Origin of the sequence: Arsukibacterium perlucidum DSM 18276 (assembly GCF_000382165.1) — a bacterium.
Lineage (GTDB): Bacteria > Pseudomonadota > Gammaproteobacteria > Enterobacterales > Alteromonadaceae > Alishewanella > Alishewanella perlucidum.
This window is the reverse complement of record NZ_KB907709.1, coordinates 1-15037: the sequence shown is the minus strand read 5'-3', so window position 1 is coordinate 15037 and position 15037 is coordinate 1. Positions and strand designations below refer to the sequence as shown.

The window sequence follows — 15037 nt, the reverse complement described above, 5'->3', positions numbered from 1 at the left end:
AAGGCCCGCTCAGGGCGTAAAATCAGGGCGTAAAAGTCGTCACACCCAGAGGATCAACCTTAGGTTGCCTGGCTAAAATCTGGGCCGGGGCAATTTCACGGCGTAGCCCCATTTGCGCTTCAGTGCGGATTAAGTCGCCGCGCAATGAGTTACTGAAAACGTCGGTAATTTTAACGTCAACGAACTGGCCTATCATCTCTGGTGAACCTTCAAAGTTGACCACCCGGTTGTTTTCGGTGCGGCCAGTCAGTTCCATAATATTCTTTTTCGACGGCCCTTCAACCAGAATACGCTGTTCAGTGCCCAGCATATTACGGGCGATTTTCAGCGCCTGCTGGTTAATCCGGTCCTGCAGAATATAGAGCCGTTGTTTTTTGGCTTCTTCACTGACATCATCCGGTAAGTCGGCGGCCGGCGTACCCGGGCGGGCACTGTAAATAAAGCTGAAGCTCATATCAAAGTCGATGGCCTGAATAAGGTCCATGGTCGCCTGGAAATCGGAGTCGTCTTCGCCAGGGAAGCCGATAATAAAATCAGACGACATACTTAAGTTCGGCCGGATTTTCTTAAGCTTGCGAATTTGCGCTTTATATTCCAGCGCAGTATGGCCCCGCTTCATCAGGTTTAATATGCGGTCTGAGCCAGATTGCACCGGCAGGTGCAGGTGATCAACCAGCTCCGGCACGTCACGGTATACTTCAATAATATCGTCGCTGAATTCAATCGGGTGTGACGTGGTGTAGCGAATACGATCGATGCCATCAATGGCGGCGACTAAGCGTAGCAGCTCAGAGAAGTGGCAAATATTGCCATCATGGGTTGCGCCACGATAACCGTTAACATTCTGACCGAGCAGGTTAACTTCGCGCACGCCCTGGGCTGCCAGCTGGGCAACTTCAAACAATACATCGTCCAGCGGTCGGCTGACTTCTTCACCACGGGTATAGGGCACCACACAAAAAGTACAGTATTTCGAACAGCCTTCCATTATCGACACAAAAGCAGTAGGCCCTTCTGCTTTAGGTTCTGGTAACCGGTCAAACTTTTCTATTTCCGGGAAAGATACGTCGACTACCGGAGAGTGTGAACCGCGCACCGAGTTAATCATTTCCGGCAGGCGATGCAGGGTTTGCGGCCCAAACACGATATCGACAAAAGGTGCGCGATCACGAATGGCTTTGCCTTCCTGTGACGCAACACAGCCGCCTACCCCGATAATTAAATCCGGATTCTTTTCTTTTAACGGACGCCAGCGACCAAGTTGGTGAAACACTTTTTCCTGGGCTTTCTCCCGGATCGAACAGGTATTCAGCAGAATAACATCTGCCTCTTCTGCTTCCTCGGTCAGGGTGTAGCCATGTGTTGCATCCAGCAGGTCTGCCATTTTCGACGAGTCATACTCGTTCATCTGGCAGCCCCAGGTTTTAATGTGCAGTTTTTTGCCCATTGTCGGTCGTTACCTGTGTTGTCGCGTCTAAAAAAGGGAGAGTATTTTAGCCTGTTCGACGCCGCAGTGCCAGCATCGTTGGCAAAAGCTTTTTGCTGCTTGATTTTTGGCGGCTAAAACAGACGTTGGCGGGTGGTAACATAGCCAGCATAAAAAATCACAATCACCCCGGCCAACCAGCCCCAGGTTACTGGCTCCTGCCAGAAAAAATAACCAAAGGCACCGGCAAATAACACGCTGCTGTAGGTCCACATCCCAATATCACTGGCCGGGGCAATGGCAAAGGCGCGGGTCATTGCCAGCTGGCCAATTGCCGCCAGGACACCCATACCGATAAATGCCAGCCATACTTCAGCTGCGAGCGGCTGCCAGTAAAAGGGTACCGGTATGGCTGATAGTAAGGCGGTTAGCAGCGAAAAATAAAACACAATCCGTACGGCTGACTCGGTGCTGGCCATTGCTCTGATGGTGGTTTTGGTTATCGCCACTAAAAAGGCTGAAAACAGAGCTAACAGTAATACCAGGTTCAGTCCCGGCTCCGGGCTTGGCAGCGCCAGGATGACGCCGATAAAGCCCAGGGCAATGCCAAAGCGGGTCACCCGGCTGGGACGTTCATTTAACCAGAAGCGGGCCAGAATAGGCACAATAAAAGGCGATAGCATAATAACCATCATCGCCTGAGCCAGAGGCAGCTGTGATAATACATAAAAGAAACAGTACATCGATACCAGACCGGTCAGGGCCCGGCTTAAATGCAGATACCAGCGCTGGGTTTTTAGCATGGCAAAACCATGACGATATAAAAAGGGCAGCATCAGCACTAATGCAAACAGGTTGCGGAAAAACACAATTTGCGCTTCGCTGGCCAGATCACTGCTGTATTTAACCACAGCGCCAATACCGGCAAAGCAGGCTTCAGCCAGCAATAACAGCAAGGCGCCTTTAAGCAGGTGAGGTTGCATAACAATCCTGGCAGCGGGGTGTTTAGCCGCGCAGTATAACAGGCCTGCACGGCATAAAACGAACAGTCAGCTTAATTTGGTCGCAATAGCTGGTCTGGCTGTCTAATCAGCTTTTATTGCCTGGTGCTTGCTGCTGTTGCCAGAACAGCGGGATTTGATCCGCAGGCAATGGCTTTGAATACAAATAGCCCTGAATTAACATACAGTGGCGTGCGGTGAAGAAAGCCAGTTGCTCGGTGGTTTCCACCCCTTCAGCAACGCAGTACATGCCGAGGCTGTTCGCCATGCTAAGCATGGCGTCGATAATAGCTTCATCGCTTTTATCAATACCAATGTCGCTGACAAAACTGCGGTCAATTTTGATGGCGTCTATCGGCAACTGTTTTAAGTACTTTAACGACGAGTAACCGGTGCCAAAATCATCCAATGCTAACTGAATACCAAGGTCATTCAGGGCCAGCATGGTTTCAATTGCGCTTTGCTGGTCGTTCATCAGGGCGCTTTCGGTTACTTCGAAACGCAGACAACTGGCGGGTAACTTATATTTATTCAGTAAAGCTGCTGTATGGCTGGCCAGATTAGCCTGCTCCAGATGTTGGGTGGAGAGGTTTACCGACAGATAAATGTCGATACCGCTTTGTCGCCACTGACTTAGATCGGCCAGTGCCCGCTCCAGTAACTGTTGCGTCATGCTGACAATCAGACGGAGCTCTTCTGCCAGCGGAATAAACTCGACCGGCGATACCACGCCGTCGCTACTTTGCCAGCGCATCAGTACTTCAGTGCCAACCATTTGTTGCTTACTACTGTCGACAATAGGCTGATACACATTGAAAAATTCATTGTTCTGATGGGCTTTCCGCAGCCGGGTTTCTTTTGCCAGCTGCATATGAGCTTTTTCATTCATTTCATTGGTAAAAAACTGGAAGTTATTGCGGCCTGCTTCTTTAGCATGATACATCGCCACATCAGCATGCTTCAGCAGTTCCTGGGCTGTCAGCGCATCATCAGGATACAAGGCAATGCCAATACTGGGTGATACGCCAACGGTATGTGATCCCAACTGCATAGGCTCGCTGACGACCGACAACATTTTGCGGGCCACCATGCTGACATTCTCGCCCCGCCGATAGCCTTCCAGCAAAACCACAAACTCATCGCCCCCTAAGCGGGCAACGGTATCCCGCTCGCGCAGGGTTAAAGCCAGCCGGCGGGCCACTTCTTTTAACAATAAATCACCAATGTCATGACCCAGCGAGTCATTTACCTGCTTAAATTTGTCTAAATCGATAAAACACAACGCCAGTGATTTTTTCTCGCGCCGCGATTGTTCCATGGCGTGCAGAATGCGGTCCATCAGCAGCGCCCGGTTTGGCAGGCCGGTTAATGAGTCATAATTGGCCAGGTAACGAAGTTCTTCCTCTGCCATTTTCTGAGCAGTGATATCGGTAAATACCAACACGTAAAAGGCGACGTTGTCCTGTTCGCTAATAGCGCTGATGTTAATCAGGGTAGGACGTTCGCGACCATCCGGGGTGATAACTTGTTCTTCTCCCTGCCAGTGTGCGCCAGCGGTTAGTTCGTGCAACAGTTTAGTATAAAAGCGTCGCCGCACCAGGCTGATACCCAGATGGTGGGTGCGGGGGGTATCCAGATATTGCTCAACATTGCCAAACGCTGTTGCAAATGACTGATTGGCAGCAATAACCCGCTGTTTATTATCCAGAATGACTACCCAGTCCCGGGTTTGCTGAAACGCTTCACCAAACAGCTTGGCCTTTTCCATATTCGCCCGGGTTTCGGTAATATTGCTGTAAGTGCCGGTCACTTTCAGAACGTGTTCATTGTGGTCTGATTCGGTAGCCCGGCCTTGATCGCGGAACCACAGCCAATGGCCTTCTTTATGCTTTAAACGGTAAGTGATATTAAAGCTACCGGCTGGATGCTGCAAAAAGCGTTGCCATTGTTGCTGATAATTCTCCCGATCTTCCGGATGGATCAGTGACAGATGCTGCTGCAGAGTAATGTTATTCATTAACTCGCCGTAGCCCAGCATTAACTGCATCCTGGAGCCATATAAGCTGTTTTTATCGGCCCGCCACTCAAAAGCACCGCTGTCAACCGAGGCCAGCGCTTGCTTTAAGCGTTGCTCGCTGGTAGCGACTTCATGGTGTGCTTCACTGATAATCCGCTGTTGTTCCCGTCGTAGCCGGTACAAATGATAGAGCAGAGCAAAGCCAGTTAACGCATAAAATGCCAGCGCCCATGGCGAGCGCCACGGTGCAGGGGCAATGACCAGAGTGACTGAGCTCACTTCGCTTTCCAAACCGGTATGGGGAGCAATTGCCACGACGTTAAACTGATATTTACCACTGCGAAGCCTGGGAAATACCACATTATTCGCGTGTTGTTCCGGGAAGTTGAGTTTATCACGACCTTCTAACCAGATACGGTAGCGCATTTTGTGGTTATCCCGAAAATGCATAGCACTAAAATGCAGTTCAATACCCAGATCCTCATGGCTCAACTGCAACTGCTTGTTATTGAGTACACCGCTGCGAGCCTTAAAGTCTCCGGCCAATACTTTAATATCTGTAATATTTACTTTAGGTCGCGGCTCTGGACTGGCTAGTTTGGCCGGGTCTACCACGGTGATCCCGCGCATACTGCCAAAGGCAATCCTGCCATCGGTTAACACCGTTGATGCAGTAGCATTATATTCATGCACCTTTATGCCATCGGCTTTACTAAAATGTTCAATCTGCAGGGTGTCGGGTTGTAGCCGGCTCAGGCCGCTATGGGATGAAAACCAGATATCACCTGCCTGATCTTTTTGCAGCGCATACACCTGGCCGGCTATTAATTTATTGTCGGTTGTAAAGTGGTGTTTTAACTCAAGCGTTTGACTGTCGAAACCCAGTAAACCAATACCGTTTGTGCCCAACCAGAGGATACCGTAGTCATCAAGCAGCATGTGCTCAGCATAGCGTTGTAACTCGGGCCGAAAGGGGCTGACCTGGTAAATTTGTCGTAATGTATTGCGGCTGCTGTTATAGACCCATAACTGATCTGATGTCGTTACCAGCAACTCATCAGGCTTACCAGGCAGGGCGCCAACAATACCACCGTAATAATGCATGGGTAACTGCTGAAATACTTCCAGCTCGGTAACTGCGCCTGTAGCAGGCATATAGCGATACACTTTATTGTGCTGACTGAAGTAAAGCTGGCTGTTACCCTGGTTAGCCTGGACGTAGTAATAGAAACTGTTGCTACCCAATAGCTTAAGATGTTCCGTCTCTGCCACTGGCAGAGCTAAAGATTTGCCGTTGTTAATATCAAATAAAGTGAGGCCATCGGCCGAAACAAGCCATAGTAAGCTTGGGTTGGTCGGATCTAACATCAGCTGAATTATGGTGCCAGAATGCCAGACTGCCTTAAGATCTTCTGAGACAAAGTATGATTGGGTAGCGCCGGTGGTGAGATTCACTTTATTTAAACCATTGATGGTGCCAATCCATAAATTGTTGTCTACATCAGCCACCAACTGGTAAATTTTGTCATTACTAAGGCCTTGGCCAAGCGTGCTCTGGCGGCTGATATGCTCGAAAGCCAGCGAACGCGGATGCCAGTAAAAGACGCCATCATCCCTTGTAGCCAGCCAGTAGCCGCCAAAATCATCTGCTACTAACTCCAGAATATTATCGTTGTAAAGTTCCAGATTACTGTCACTAAAACGCAGCAAAAACTGCAAGGTATTGTCATTGCTGGCAAAGGTAAACAAGCCCTGGTTGGTGGCTACCAGCGCATCCTCGCCAAGCCAGTGCATTTGCCAGATATTATAATCGGCAATATGCTGCCTGGCATGCAATGGCGCGCTGGCCTCTGCCGAGCCAGGCTTTGCTGCCATTAAATCCTTTAGATTGACGCTGTACAGACCTTCAACGGTACCGATATACAAGCGGTCAGCGGCAATGCTCAGATGTTTTACATGCTGCTGATCTTTAGTTGCTGTGTGTTTCTCTAAATAGGGCACATAATGGTGTTGGTCCGTTGCCAGGTCGTACTGGATAAGACCGTTGAAAGCCCCGATAAAAAGTTGATCTTCATATATAAACAGCTTTCTTAACCAGCCATCTTTAACATTATTTTCTGCTAAGCTCAGTAGCCGGGTAGTCCGGCCATTATTTTTATTCAGGCGGTGCACTTCATCATCTACGATAAATAGCAGATGGTCAGCATCTTCATCAATCACATCAATAATAAACCGATAACGTGGTTGCTCACTATCAGTCGGCAGGGACATAAATAAATTAAACGTACTGCTGTCTTTGTCGAATAAATATACGCCAATTGTGGTTGCTGCAGTCCAGATCCGGCCTTGTTTGTCTTCAATCACACTGTTAAAAGCGATATCACTAATATTATGCTCTGCCGAGTTCATCACAGTAACTTTGTTAGCGTTATAGCGATTCAGACCGCCTGCAGTTGCAATCCATAAAAAACCATCACTATCTATCATCAGGTCATTTACAGACCCCTGTGATAAGCCTTGATCAGGCGTTAATGGCTGCAATAATGGCGCTTGTGCCAGGCTGGAGCCAGATAAGATCAACAACAAGCTAAACAGCATGGTTCTGACACAGAACCATGTTTGTTCAGGCAACAGATCAACTCTGAATATCACGTAATTTCCCACCCCGGCCGCTTTAAATCATCTATTTAATGCTTCAGCCATTTTGCAGCAACTGACCATATACTGACTATAGCAACATTTTCTAGCGTTCAGTATCCAGTGCAGAGTATATAACCTAAACAGGCCGGACTACCAATAAGATACTGGAATAATATAAAGCTAAAGTACTGCCAAATAAGATAATTAACGCGGTTTGCTGGGCGTTGACCAGCAATATTGTCCGCAGAATGTCATTGACTGTGGGTTCGGGGCCGGTACCCAGCCGCTGGCGCGGGGTTTTTATACCAGCATAGAAAGCCGGCCCGCCCAGTTTACTGTGCAGGGCACTGGCGCCTGCTGCCAGCAGTATGCGGCTGGGCCAGTTAAAATAAATTGCGTCGGCGGCACGATAGTTGCGCCAGGCTTTGCCAAGCCCGGTTTGAATAGCCAGCAAAAGTGCCGAGATAATTAGTGCAGGGGCAACAGCAAGCTGATAACAGCGTGCAGCAGCGCGGCCAAAATAGCAGTAATGCGGCAGTTTACTGTTCCACTGGCGGGCAGCGATTTGCAACAGGGTGTAAGCCAGGGCCAGTAAGCCGCCACCAAGCAAAAACCAGAATAATACTGCAATCAGGTTGGCAGCGTTTTGCAGCAGCACGCTTTCAATGCATGCTTTGCTTAAGCCCATTGCTGATAAATTTTGCCGGTCGCGCAATAGTAATGGTTTGGCTTGTTCTCTGGCCAGAGTTAGCTGTTGCCTGTGAAGGCTGCCAGCTACTACTGCGGCACGTTGCAGGTCAAGCCTGCTGCCGAGACAGAAATACAATATAAGCGCATCCAGCACCAGCGGTAACTCTGATACTAAGTAAAAACCGTAAGTGATGGCCAGCGGCAGCAACAGAACCAGCAGTAATGCCAGGGTGCCAGACAGTTGCTGTTGGAAGTGACTGCGACTAATATCCGGATGCACCCTTTTGGCCAGCCGCTGTAGCAACAAGGCCAATATTTTAAACGGGGCACGGGCTGCTGGCAGCACCAGCAACCTGCTGGCCAGCAGGGCCAGTAACGCCATCACGGGCCAGATGGGCAGGGCGTTAAGCCAATGCATCTTTATGCAACCGGGTAGCTGAATACTGGATCGCAAATAGGTGCATAACTATAAACTTACAGCACGCAGTTGGCCGAGCAAGGCGACTACCATAGCTGAGCTGTTTTTTGACGCAACTTCAAGGTAGGCATCGAAAGACACCGGTGATTCTTTGCCGGCAATGTCACTTAAACTTCTGATCACCACAAAAGGTGTATTCAGCATATGGCAAACCTGGGCAATGGCCGCGCCTTCCATTTCTACTGCCAGCATGCCGGGGAAACGTTCGCGGGTTTGTGCAATCCGCTCTGGGTCGCACATAAAACTGTCGCCAGTAGTAATAAGGCCGCTTTTGGTTTTACAAAACCCCAGGCTGGCGATGGTTTGTTCTGCAGCATTGACCAGCGTCGGATGGGCAATATAAGCAGCGGGCATTTGTGGTACCTGGCCATACTCGTAGCCAAAGGCGGTAACATCTACATCATGATGGCGGACTTCAGTACCAATGGCGATATCACCGACGTTCAATTCAGGGTCAAAGCCCCCGGCCGAGCCGGTATTTATAACGCAATCAGGTTTAAAGTGATCAATTAATAAGGTGGTAGCAACGGCTGCAGCAACTTTACCAATGCCTGACTGGACAATGACAACCTCGTAACCGGCCAGCTGACCACGCATAAACTGATAGTTGCCAATCTGTTCGCTGCTACCAGCTGTCAGCTGTTGCTTAAGCAAGGCAACTTCAGGTTCCATTGCACCGATAATACCAAATAATTTCATAACTGGGCCCATTTACTGAAAACACTAGATTAAAAACACTAGTATAAAGGCCCTGCGTCTGAAAATCCTCTGTTAATACCGCGCAGACTGGCAAAGATTATGCGGGGGACGACAGCTTAATTTGGGTTGCCGGGCCACCAGCGGTCAGCTTGCCGTGCTGGTAGTCGCGAATGGCTTGCTCGATTTCGGCGCTGCTGTTCATTACAAAAGGGCCATATTGCACTACAGGTTCTGCAATCGGTTTACCGGCCAGTAATATTAAGCTGACATCAGCACTGGCTGCCAGGGTTACACTTTCGCCCTGGCTTAATAAGCCGGCATGATGTTCATTTAATTGTTGCAGGCCATCTGCTTTTCTGACCAGTACGGTGCCTGTGAAAGGGTAAAGCACTGCATGATGACCTGGTGGCAATGGCACTGTTATTTCGCTGCCGGCTGTTAAGCGAATATCGTAAAACAGGGGTTCTGTGCTTAAGCCGTTAATCGGGCCGGTTACTGAAGCAGTTTCATGGTTAAAACTACCGGCAATCACTTTAACGCTAACGCCTGGCATTGGTTCAAATTGTGGTATCTGCTCCGGGCTGATATCAATATAGGCTGCAGGCTTCATTTTCTCTGCTGCCGGTAAATTTAACCATAACTGAAACCCTCGCATCAGGCCCTGTTCCTGCTGGGGCATTTCCGAGTGAATAATGCCACGACCAGCAGTCATCCACTGCACACCACCACTTTTTAAATGGCCTTTGTTGCCCAAATGATCTTCATGCAACATATGGCCATCCAGCATATAGGTTACGGTTTCAAAGCCGCGATGAGGATGGGGCGGAAAGCCCTTAATGTAATCATCAGCTTGCTCAGAACCAAAACAGTCGAGCATTAAAAACGGGTCAAACCGCAACTGGGCATTCAGCCCCAGGCTGCGTTTAATTTTTACGCCGGCACCATCTGATACCGACGTGGCTGGAATGATCTGCTGTAAATGGCGGCTGCTCATGGTTTGCTCCTGACATATAGTCTATGACACTATTAAAGCGCAACTAATCCGAATATAAAATGCCATTTTACGCGGCAATTCGTTCGAAAAAACTGGAGGATTAGTGCCAACGACGCTGAGTTCAGCAGCTGTTAAGTCTGGAGGGCTAAGATACATCACAATTGCGACACTGACAGATAGTCTTGACTTGAAGAATTAATGGAGTAACAAAATGAAGAAATTATTAGTAGCATCAGCCCTGGTGGCAATGACAGTAAGCGCAAATAGCATGGCTAACCCTGTTTGGGATTACGTTGGTGCAGGTTACACCGATGCTGCTGGCGATGGTCCATATGTTGAAGGGTCGTTCCTGTTGAATCGTAACTGGGTTGCTGATGCCAGCTATGCCCGTTTATCAAACGGTCCGTTCGATGCTAACCAGCTGAAAGCCGGCCTGAATTACATTATGGGTAACACTTTAGATTTTTCACCTAAAACCCAGACTTATCTGTTAGGTGGTGTTGAAAACTGGTCAGGCGATGCTGATGAAACAGGCGCCTATGCCGGTGTAGGTGTGCGTCATCCATTAACGCCTCAAGTAGAATTGTACAGTGAAGCGACTTACCACACTGTGTATGACGATCATGGTAGCCTTGCTGGCGGTATTGCTTATTTCTTAAGTCCGGACTGGGCGATCCGCGGCAATTTAGCGCTTAACAGCGGCGATACCAAAAATGAGTTCCGGTTTGGTGTCTCTTACCAGTTTTAACGACTGGCTGATAAGACGTTGCTGACGGCAACGTCTTATCATTTTTGCTTGCAGGTTTGCCGGGCTTAGCCCGGTTTTTTTATGGCGCCAATTTAATCTCAGGCTTCAGCGCTGTAGGGTGAATTTTTGTTCATTAGCTAACTTTTTGTTCATGAGATAACAGCCAGGCTTTATTATCCAGGCCACCGGCATAGCCGGTAAGGGTGCCATTGCTGCCAATTACCCGGTGGCAGGGCACTACTATAGCTATCGGGTTTTTGCTATTGGCGGCGCCGACGGCCCGCACAGCTTTTGGGTTAGCGATTTCTCTGGCAATATCGGCATAGCTGCAGGTTTGGCCAAATGACAACTGACTAAGAGCTTGCCAAACCTGTTGCTGAAAAGCGGTGCCAGTGGCGGCCAGTGGTAAACTGAACTGGGTTAAGCTACCGGCAAAATACTGCTTTAACTGGCTGGCAGCGCGTTCTGTTAGTTTGGATGGCAGATCTGGCGCTGGCGTTGCTATCCCAAGATTAATCTTGCAGATACCATGCTCATCAGCGCAAATCTGCACCGGACCTAACGGGCTGTCGATCGTTTGCTGAAACATATTAATCTCCTGTCTGAAACCACAGCTGAAAGGTGGCATAGCTGCGCCATGGCGCCAGAGTGTCAGTTTTTGCCGTAGAGTATATCAACAGTGCTGCTAAAAACTGGCCAGATCCGCTACTAAAAGGTAATTTAATGGTAGCGCAGCGCTATTCGTATTGCAGTTAAGGTTATGGCAGCTTAATATTTAGTCAGGTAGGTCCGGGCAGGATAACAGTGGCCAGCGAGGCCGGCACAAGGCAGGAGTTGCAATGTTAGAAAGCTTTTTCATTCAGTTAAGTACTGAACCTGAAACCATTAGTTTCCAGCAAAGTATTGAGATTATTGATCAGATGTATCACTTCCAGCCGTGTGCTTTTCAAAATGGCGAGCTGAGCAATCTGGCCGGCGAAAATACCGGCGCCTGTAAAATTCTGGCTTTTGGTGCGCTGCATCAATTATCAGAGCCGCAAACACTGTTTCTATTTGGTAACTTTTATCAGTCTGTGTTAGAGAACCCGAAAGGTGAAGATCATCCTAATATCCGTAACTTTATGCGAAACGGGTGGGATGGTGTGCAGTTTGAACAGCAACCGCTGCGCTTAAAAGAATAAAGCACCTGCTTAAAGCAGGTGCCTGATGTTTTTCAGCAAACTGCTTTACCTGTGCAAACCAACTGGCAGTTTTTTATGTTTTTCCATCCTCTTATTATCGCTGCAACTAGCAATTCGCTGGGTAGAGGCTGCAGACTATTTTCTCCAACTGGTGCGCTGTGCTATGTTGACCAGAGTTTTGGCTTGACCAGAGTTTTGGGTTGGCCAAAGTACAGGGTTGACCAAAAAATTGGCGGATACGCCGCTGCCACAATAATAATAAAATGACACAGGACGCGATATGTCTCAACCACCTATGTTTAACAATGACGCCGTGGTGCTAGGCTTACTGGCCATTATTCTTGGCCTGGTCTTTTACACCAGCCACAGCAATAACCGCTTTTGTAGAGGTTTTTATAAGTATGTGCCGGCGTTACTGCTCTGCTATTTTATTCCATCGTTGTTAAACAGTTTTAATATAATTGATGGTGAGGCATCGTCACTTTATAAAATGGCGTCCCGTTACCTGTTGCCTGCCAGCCTGATATTGCTGACCCTGAGTGTCGATTTTAAAGCTATTTTAGGGTTGGGCCCCAAAGCATTGATTATGTTTTTTACCGGCACCCTCGGCATTATTATTGGCGGGCCTATAGCGTTACTAAGTGTCGGCTATTTTTTCCCGGAACAGCTGGGTGGTGATGTCTGGCGCGGCATGACCACTGTTGCCGGCAGCTGGATTGGTGGTGGTGCCAATCAGGCAGCGATGAAAGAGGTATTTGAAGTAGGCGGTAGTCTGTTCTCGGTGATGATTACTGTGGATGTACTGGTAGCCAATGTCTGGTTAGCTGTGTTGCTATTTATGGCCAGCCGGGCTGCACAGATTGATAAAGCGAATGGCGCCGATACCCGCGCTATTGGCTATTTACAGCAAAAAATAGAGCAATATCAGGCTGAAAATTCCCGTATTCCAACTATTCAGGATATTATGCTGATTGTAGCGGTAGCATTTGGGGTTACCGGCCTGGCACATGCGCTGGCAGATATTATTGCGCCGTGGATTGGCCAGGTTGCGCCACAGTTGGCCAATTACAGTTTAACCAGCGGCTTTTTCTGGCTGGTGGTAATTGCCACTACTGTTGGTTTGCTGTTATCACTGACCCCTGCCCGCAAACTGGAAGGGGCCGGAGCCTCTAAAGTGGGTACAGCATTTTTATATATTCTGGTGGCTACCATTGGTATGCAAATGGATGTTACCGCCATTATGAGTAACAAACTGATGTTTCTGGTCGGTATCATTTGGATGCTGGTGCATGCCATCTTGTTGTTGGTGGTGGCTAAGTTAATTAAGGCGCCGCTGTTTTATCTGGCTGTGGGAAGTCAGGCCAACGTTGGTGGCGCTGCCTCAGCGCCGGTGGTAGCGGCAGCATTTCACCCTTCGCTGGCGCCAGTTGGCGTATTGCTGGCGGTGCTGGGCTATGGTTTAGGCACTTATGGTGCCTATATATGTGGGTTAATTTTACAACAGGTTGCGCCTTAATAATTAAAAGGACGACTGTCAGGAAAGGGAGTTTTACCGGTGAGTAACCAAGTTAAAATCGAGCCAGGCCATTGGGTGTTGATTGTGTTTTTATTGCTGGCACTGTATGCCAGTTATCTGCTGATCGCTCCCTTTATTGGCCCTGTGGTATTGGCATTTGTATTGTCGTTGCTGTGTTTTCCGGTGCATCAGCGCGTTGCCCGTAAATTTCCGAACAAACCTAACCTGGCATCAACCATAACCTGCTCTTTGCTGGTGGTGGTAATTCTGGTGCCTGCCGCGCTGGTGTTAATGGCGATAGTTCAGCAAAGTATTGCTTTCGCTAAACAAAGCTATCAGTGGGTTGAAGATGGCGGAGCAGGAGAGTTGTTACAGCAGCCGTTTATAAAAAATAGTGTTGAAAGATTAAACGACTTTTTACCCGTTGCCGACTTTAGTATCGGAGGGATTATTGACAGATTAACAGAGTTTGCTTTGGGCTTTAGCACAGAGCTGCTTGATATTAGTACTACAGTGCTGGGCGATGTGACCGGAATAATTGTCAGCTTTTTCCTGATGTTATTCGTATTGTTCTTTTTACTGCGCGACCACAAAAAGATTATTGAAAGCCTGTTCTGGATCCTGCCACTGGCCCGTTCGCAGGAAGAAAAGCTACTGACTGAAGCCAACACCGTTGCACGCTCAGCGGTATTTGGAACCTTTCTGACCGCGTTAGCCCAGGGCGTCGCGGGCGGCATTGGTATGGCTATTGTTGGTATGCCGGGTTTGTTCTGGGGCACGATGATGGTGTTTGCCTCCTTGATCCCGCTGGTTGGCGCTGCGTTGATCTGGGTGCCGGCCAGTTTATATTTGTTACTTACCGGCGATTGGCCCTGGGCATTATTCCTAACACTCTGGGGGGCAATCCTGGTTGGCTCTATTGATAATTTCCTGCGGCCCGTTTTAATGCAAGGCACGTCAAACATGAGTACGTTAGTGTTGTTTTTGTCGCTAATTGGTGGCTTGCAGTTGTTTGGGGTTATTGGCCTTATCTACGGCCCTATCATCTTTGCATTAACCCATGTATTAATTAAACTCTATACCATCGAGTTCAGTGATTTTCTGGAGAAACAGAACAGAAGTTGATGGTTGTATCTCTATGCTGCAGCCTGGCTGCAGCTGTTTTTGCACGCCCAACGGCCTGTCCCTCTGAAGATATTTTCCTTATGCTGTTGTACCGGTTTTTTAAAAAACTCCCGGCAGCAGCTCGCTTTTTTTCAGGCCATGGCTATCTTTAATTAAATGTTTACAAAGGGATTGTCAGAAATATGCGCCGCAACTCACTAGGGCCTGTTGATCTTTGCTGTTCATAATTTAGCCAACCCACATTGGCAGCCATATAAGGCAGCAAGCCAAGGCCAGTGTACTTGCATAATTCTGGGCTAATTTATCATACCTTGTTGCTACTGAGCGGTAATGTTTTAGCCTGGCAAACACGTTCTCAACCAGATGGCGATATTTGTACAGACACCAGTCAATATCGCCATTACCAATCTTCGAATTACGCTTGCGCGGTATGTTAGGGACGCCCTTTTTTTCTCGGATCTGCTCTCGTATCTTCTCGCTATCATAGCCCCGGTCAGCGATAACGTGTTCGGCATCAGGCAG

Annotated in this window: 12 protein-coding genes; 4 read left to right on the top strand and 8 right to left on the bottom strand. The window is 48.5% G+C overall.

The features are described 5' to 3' along the window. Positions 1–22: 22 nt before the first annotated feature. From miaB to H141_RS0108255, 6 genes are all read right to left on the bottom strand, one after another. Positions 23–1447 carry a tRNA (N6-isopentenyl adenosine(37)-C2)-methylthiotransferase MiaB gene (miaB, locus tag H141_RS0108280; protein ID WP_019675788.1) on the bottom strand — a complete coding sequence of 475 codons (1425 nt, stop codon included), beginning with the start codon at positions 1445–1447 and terminating at the stop codon, positions 23–25. Positions 1448–1560: 113 nt separating this feature from the next. Then, a complete protein-coding gene (locus tag H141_RS0108275; protein ID WP_019675787.1) occupies positions 1561–2409 on the bottom strand; it encodes a DMT family transporter in 849 nt (282 codons plus the stop codon). Between the two features lie 106 nt (positions 2410–2515). Continuing rightward, on the bottom strand, positions 2516–7075 hold the full coding sequence (locus tag H141_RS0108270; RefSeq protein WP_240473108.1) for an EAL domain-containing protein: 4560 nt from the start codon (positions 7073–7075) through the stop codon (positions 2516–2518). Between the two features lie 145 nt (positions 7076–7220). Then, entirely contained in the window at positions 7221–8192 is a 972-nt protein-coding gene (locus tag H141_RS0108265) for a cobalamin biosynthesis protein CobD/CbiB (RefSeq protein WP_019675785.1), read from the bottom strand. A gap of 48 nt (positions 8193–8240) precedes the next feature. Next, a complete protein-coding gene (mtnN, locus tag H141_RS0108260; protein WP_019675784.1) occupies positions 8241–8951 on the bottom strand; it encodes a 5'-methylthioadenosine/S-adenosylhomocysteine nucleosidase in 711 nt (236 codons plus the stop codon). 97 nt (positions 8952–9048) lie between these two features. After that, on the bottom strand, positions 9049–9945 hold the full coding sequence (locus H141_RS0108255; protein WP_019675783.1) for a pirin family protein: 897 nt from the start codon (positions 9943–9945) through the stop codon (positions 9049–9051). A gap of 211 nt (positions 9946–10156) precedes the next feature. Between H141_RS0108255 and H141_RS0108250 the strand changes: the two genes are divergently transcribed. Beyond that, a complete protein-coding gene (locus H141_RS0108250) occupies positions 10157–10693 on the top strand; it encodes a hypothetical protein (protein ID WP_019675782.1) in 537 nt (178 codons plus the stop codon). Between the two features lie 133 nt (positions 10694–10826). On the opposite strand, the gene H141_RS0108245 is transcribed toward H141_RS0108250, so the two are convergent. Further along, entirely contained in the window at positions 10827–11282 is a 456-nt protein-coding gene (locus H141_RS0108245) for a methylated-DNA--[protein]-cysteine S-methyltransferase (RefSeq protein WP_019675781.1), read from the bottom strand. 250 nt (positions 11283–11532) lie between these two features. On the opposite strand from H141_RS0108245, the gene H141_RS0108235 reads away from it, so the two are divergent. From H141_RS0108235 to H141_RS0108220, 3 genes are all read left to right on the top strand, one after another. After that, positions 11533–11874, top strand: a complete 342-nt coding sequence (locus H141_RS0108235; RefSeq protein ID WP_019675779.1) for a HopJ type III effector protein — start codon at positions 11533–11535, stop codon at positions 11872–11874. 280 nt (positions 11875–12154) lie between these two features. Next, the gene (locus tag H141_RS0108225) at positions 12155–13390 is read left to right on the top strand and encodes a DUF819 family protein (RefSeq protein WP_019675777.1); all 1236 of its coding nucleotides are present in this window, start codon (positions 12155–12157) and stop codon (positions 13388–13390) included. A 39-nt stretch (positions 13391–13429) separates the two neighbouring features. Next, positions 13430–14515, top strand: coding sequence for an AI-2E family transporter (locus tag H141_RS0108220; RefSeq protein WP_019675776.1), 1086 nt, complete (start codon positions 13430–13432; stop codon positions 14513–14515). Positions 14516–14743: 228 nt separating this feature from the next. On the opposite strand, the gene H141_RS0108210 is transcribed toward H141_RS0108220, so the two are convergent. Next, a partial coding sequence (locus H141_RS0108210; protein ID WP_019675774.1) for an IS5/IS1182 family transposase occupies positions 14744–15037 on the bottom strand: 294 nt, incomplete at its 5' end.

Bases quoted from the DNA above. Each gene is read 5' to 3' on its own strand.
- H141_RS0108255 (WP_019675783.1), bottom strand. From the start codon at position 9,945: ATGAGCAGCCGCCATTTACAGCAGATCATTCCAGCCACGTCGGTATCA.
- H141_RS0108235 (WP_019675779.1), top strand. From the start codon at position 11,533: ATGTTAGAAAGCTTTTTCATTCAGTTAAGTACTGAACCTGAAACCATT.
- H141_RS0108250 (WP_019675782.1), top strand. From the start codon at position 10,157: ATGAAGAAATTATTAGTAGCATCAGCCCTGGTGGCAATGACAGTAAGC.
- H141_RS0108265 (WP_019675785.1), bottom strand. From the start codon at position 8,192: ATGCATTGGCTTAACGCCCTGCCCATCTGGCCCGTGATGGCGTTACTG.
- H141_RS0108275 (WP_019675787.1), bottom strand. From the start codon at position 2,409: ATGCAACCTCACCTGCTTAAAGGCGCCTTGCTGTTATTGCTGGCTGAA.
- H141_RS0108225 (WP_019675777.1), top strand. From the start codon at position 12,155: ATGTCTCAACCACCTATGTTTAACAATGACGCCGTGGTGCTAGGCTTA.
- H141_RS0108245 (WP_019675781.1), bottom strand. From the start codon at position 11,282: ATGTTTCAGCAAACGATCGACAGCCCGTTAGGTCCGGTGCAGATTTGC.
- mtnN (WP_019675784.1), bottom strand. From the start codon at position 8,951: ATGAAATTATTTGGTATTATCGGTGCAATGGAACCTGAAGTTGCCTTG.
- miaB (WP_019675788.1), bottom strand. From the start codon at position 1,447: ATGGGCAAAAAACTGCACATTAAAACCTGGGGCTGCCAGATGAACGAG.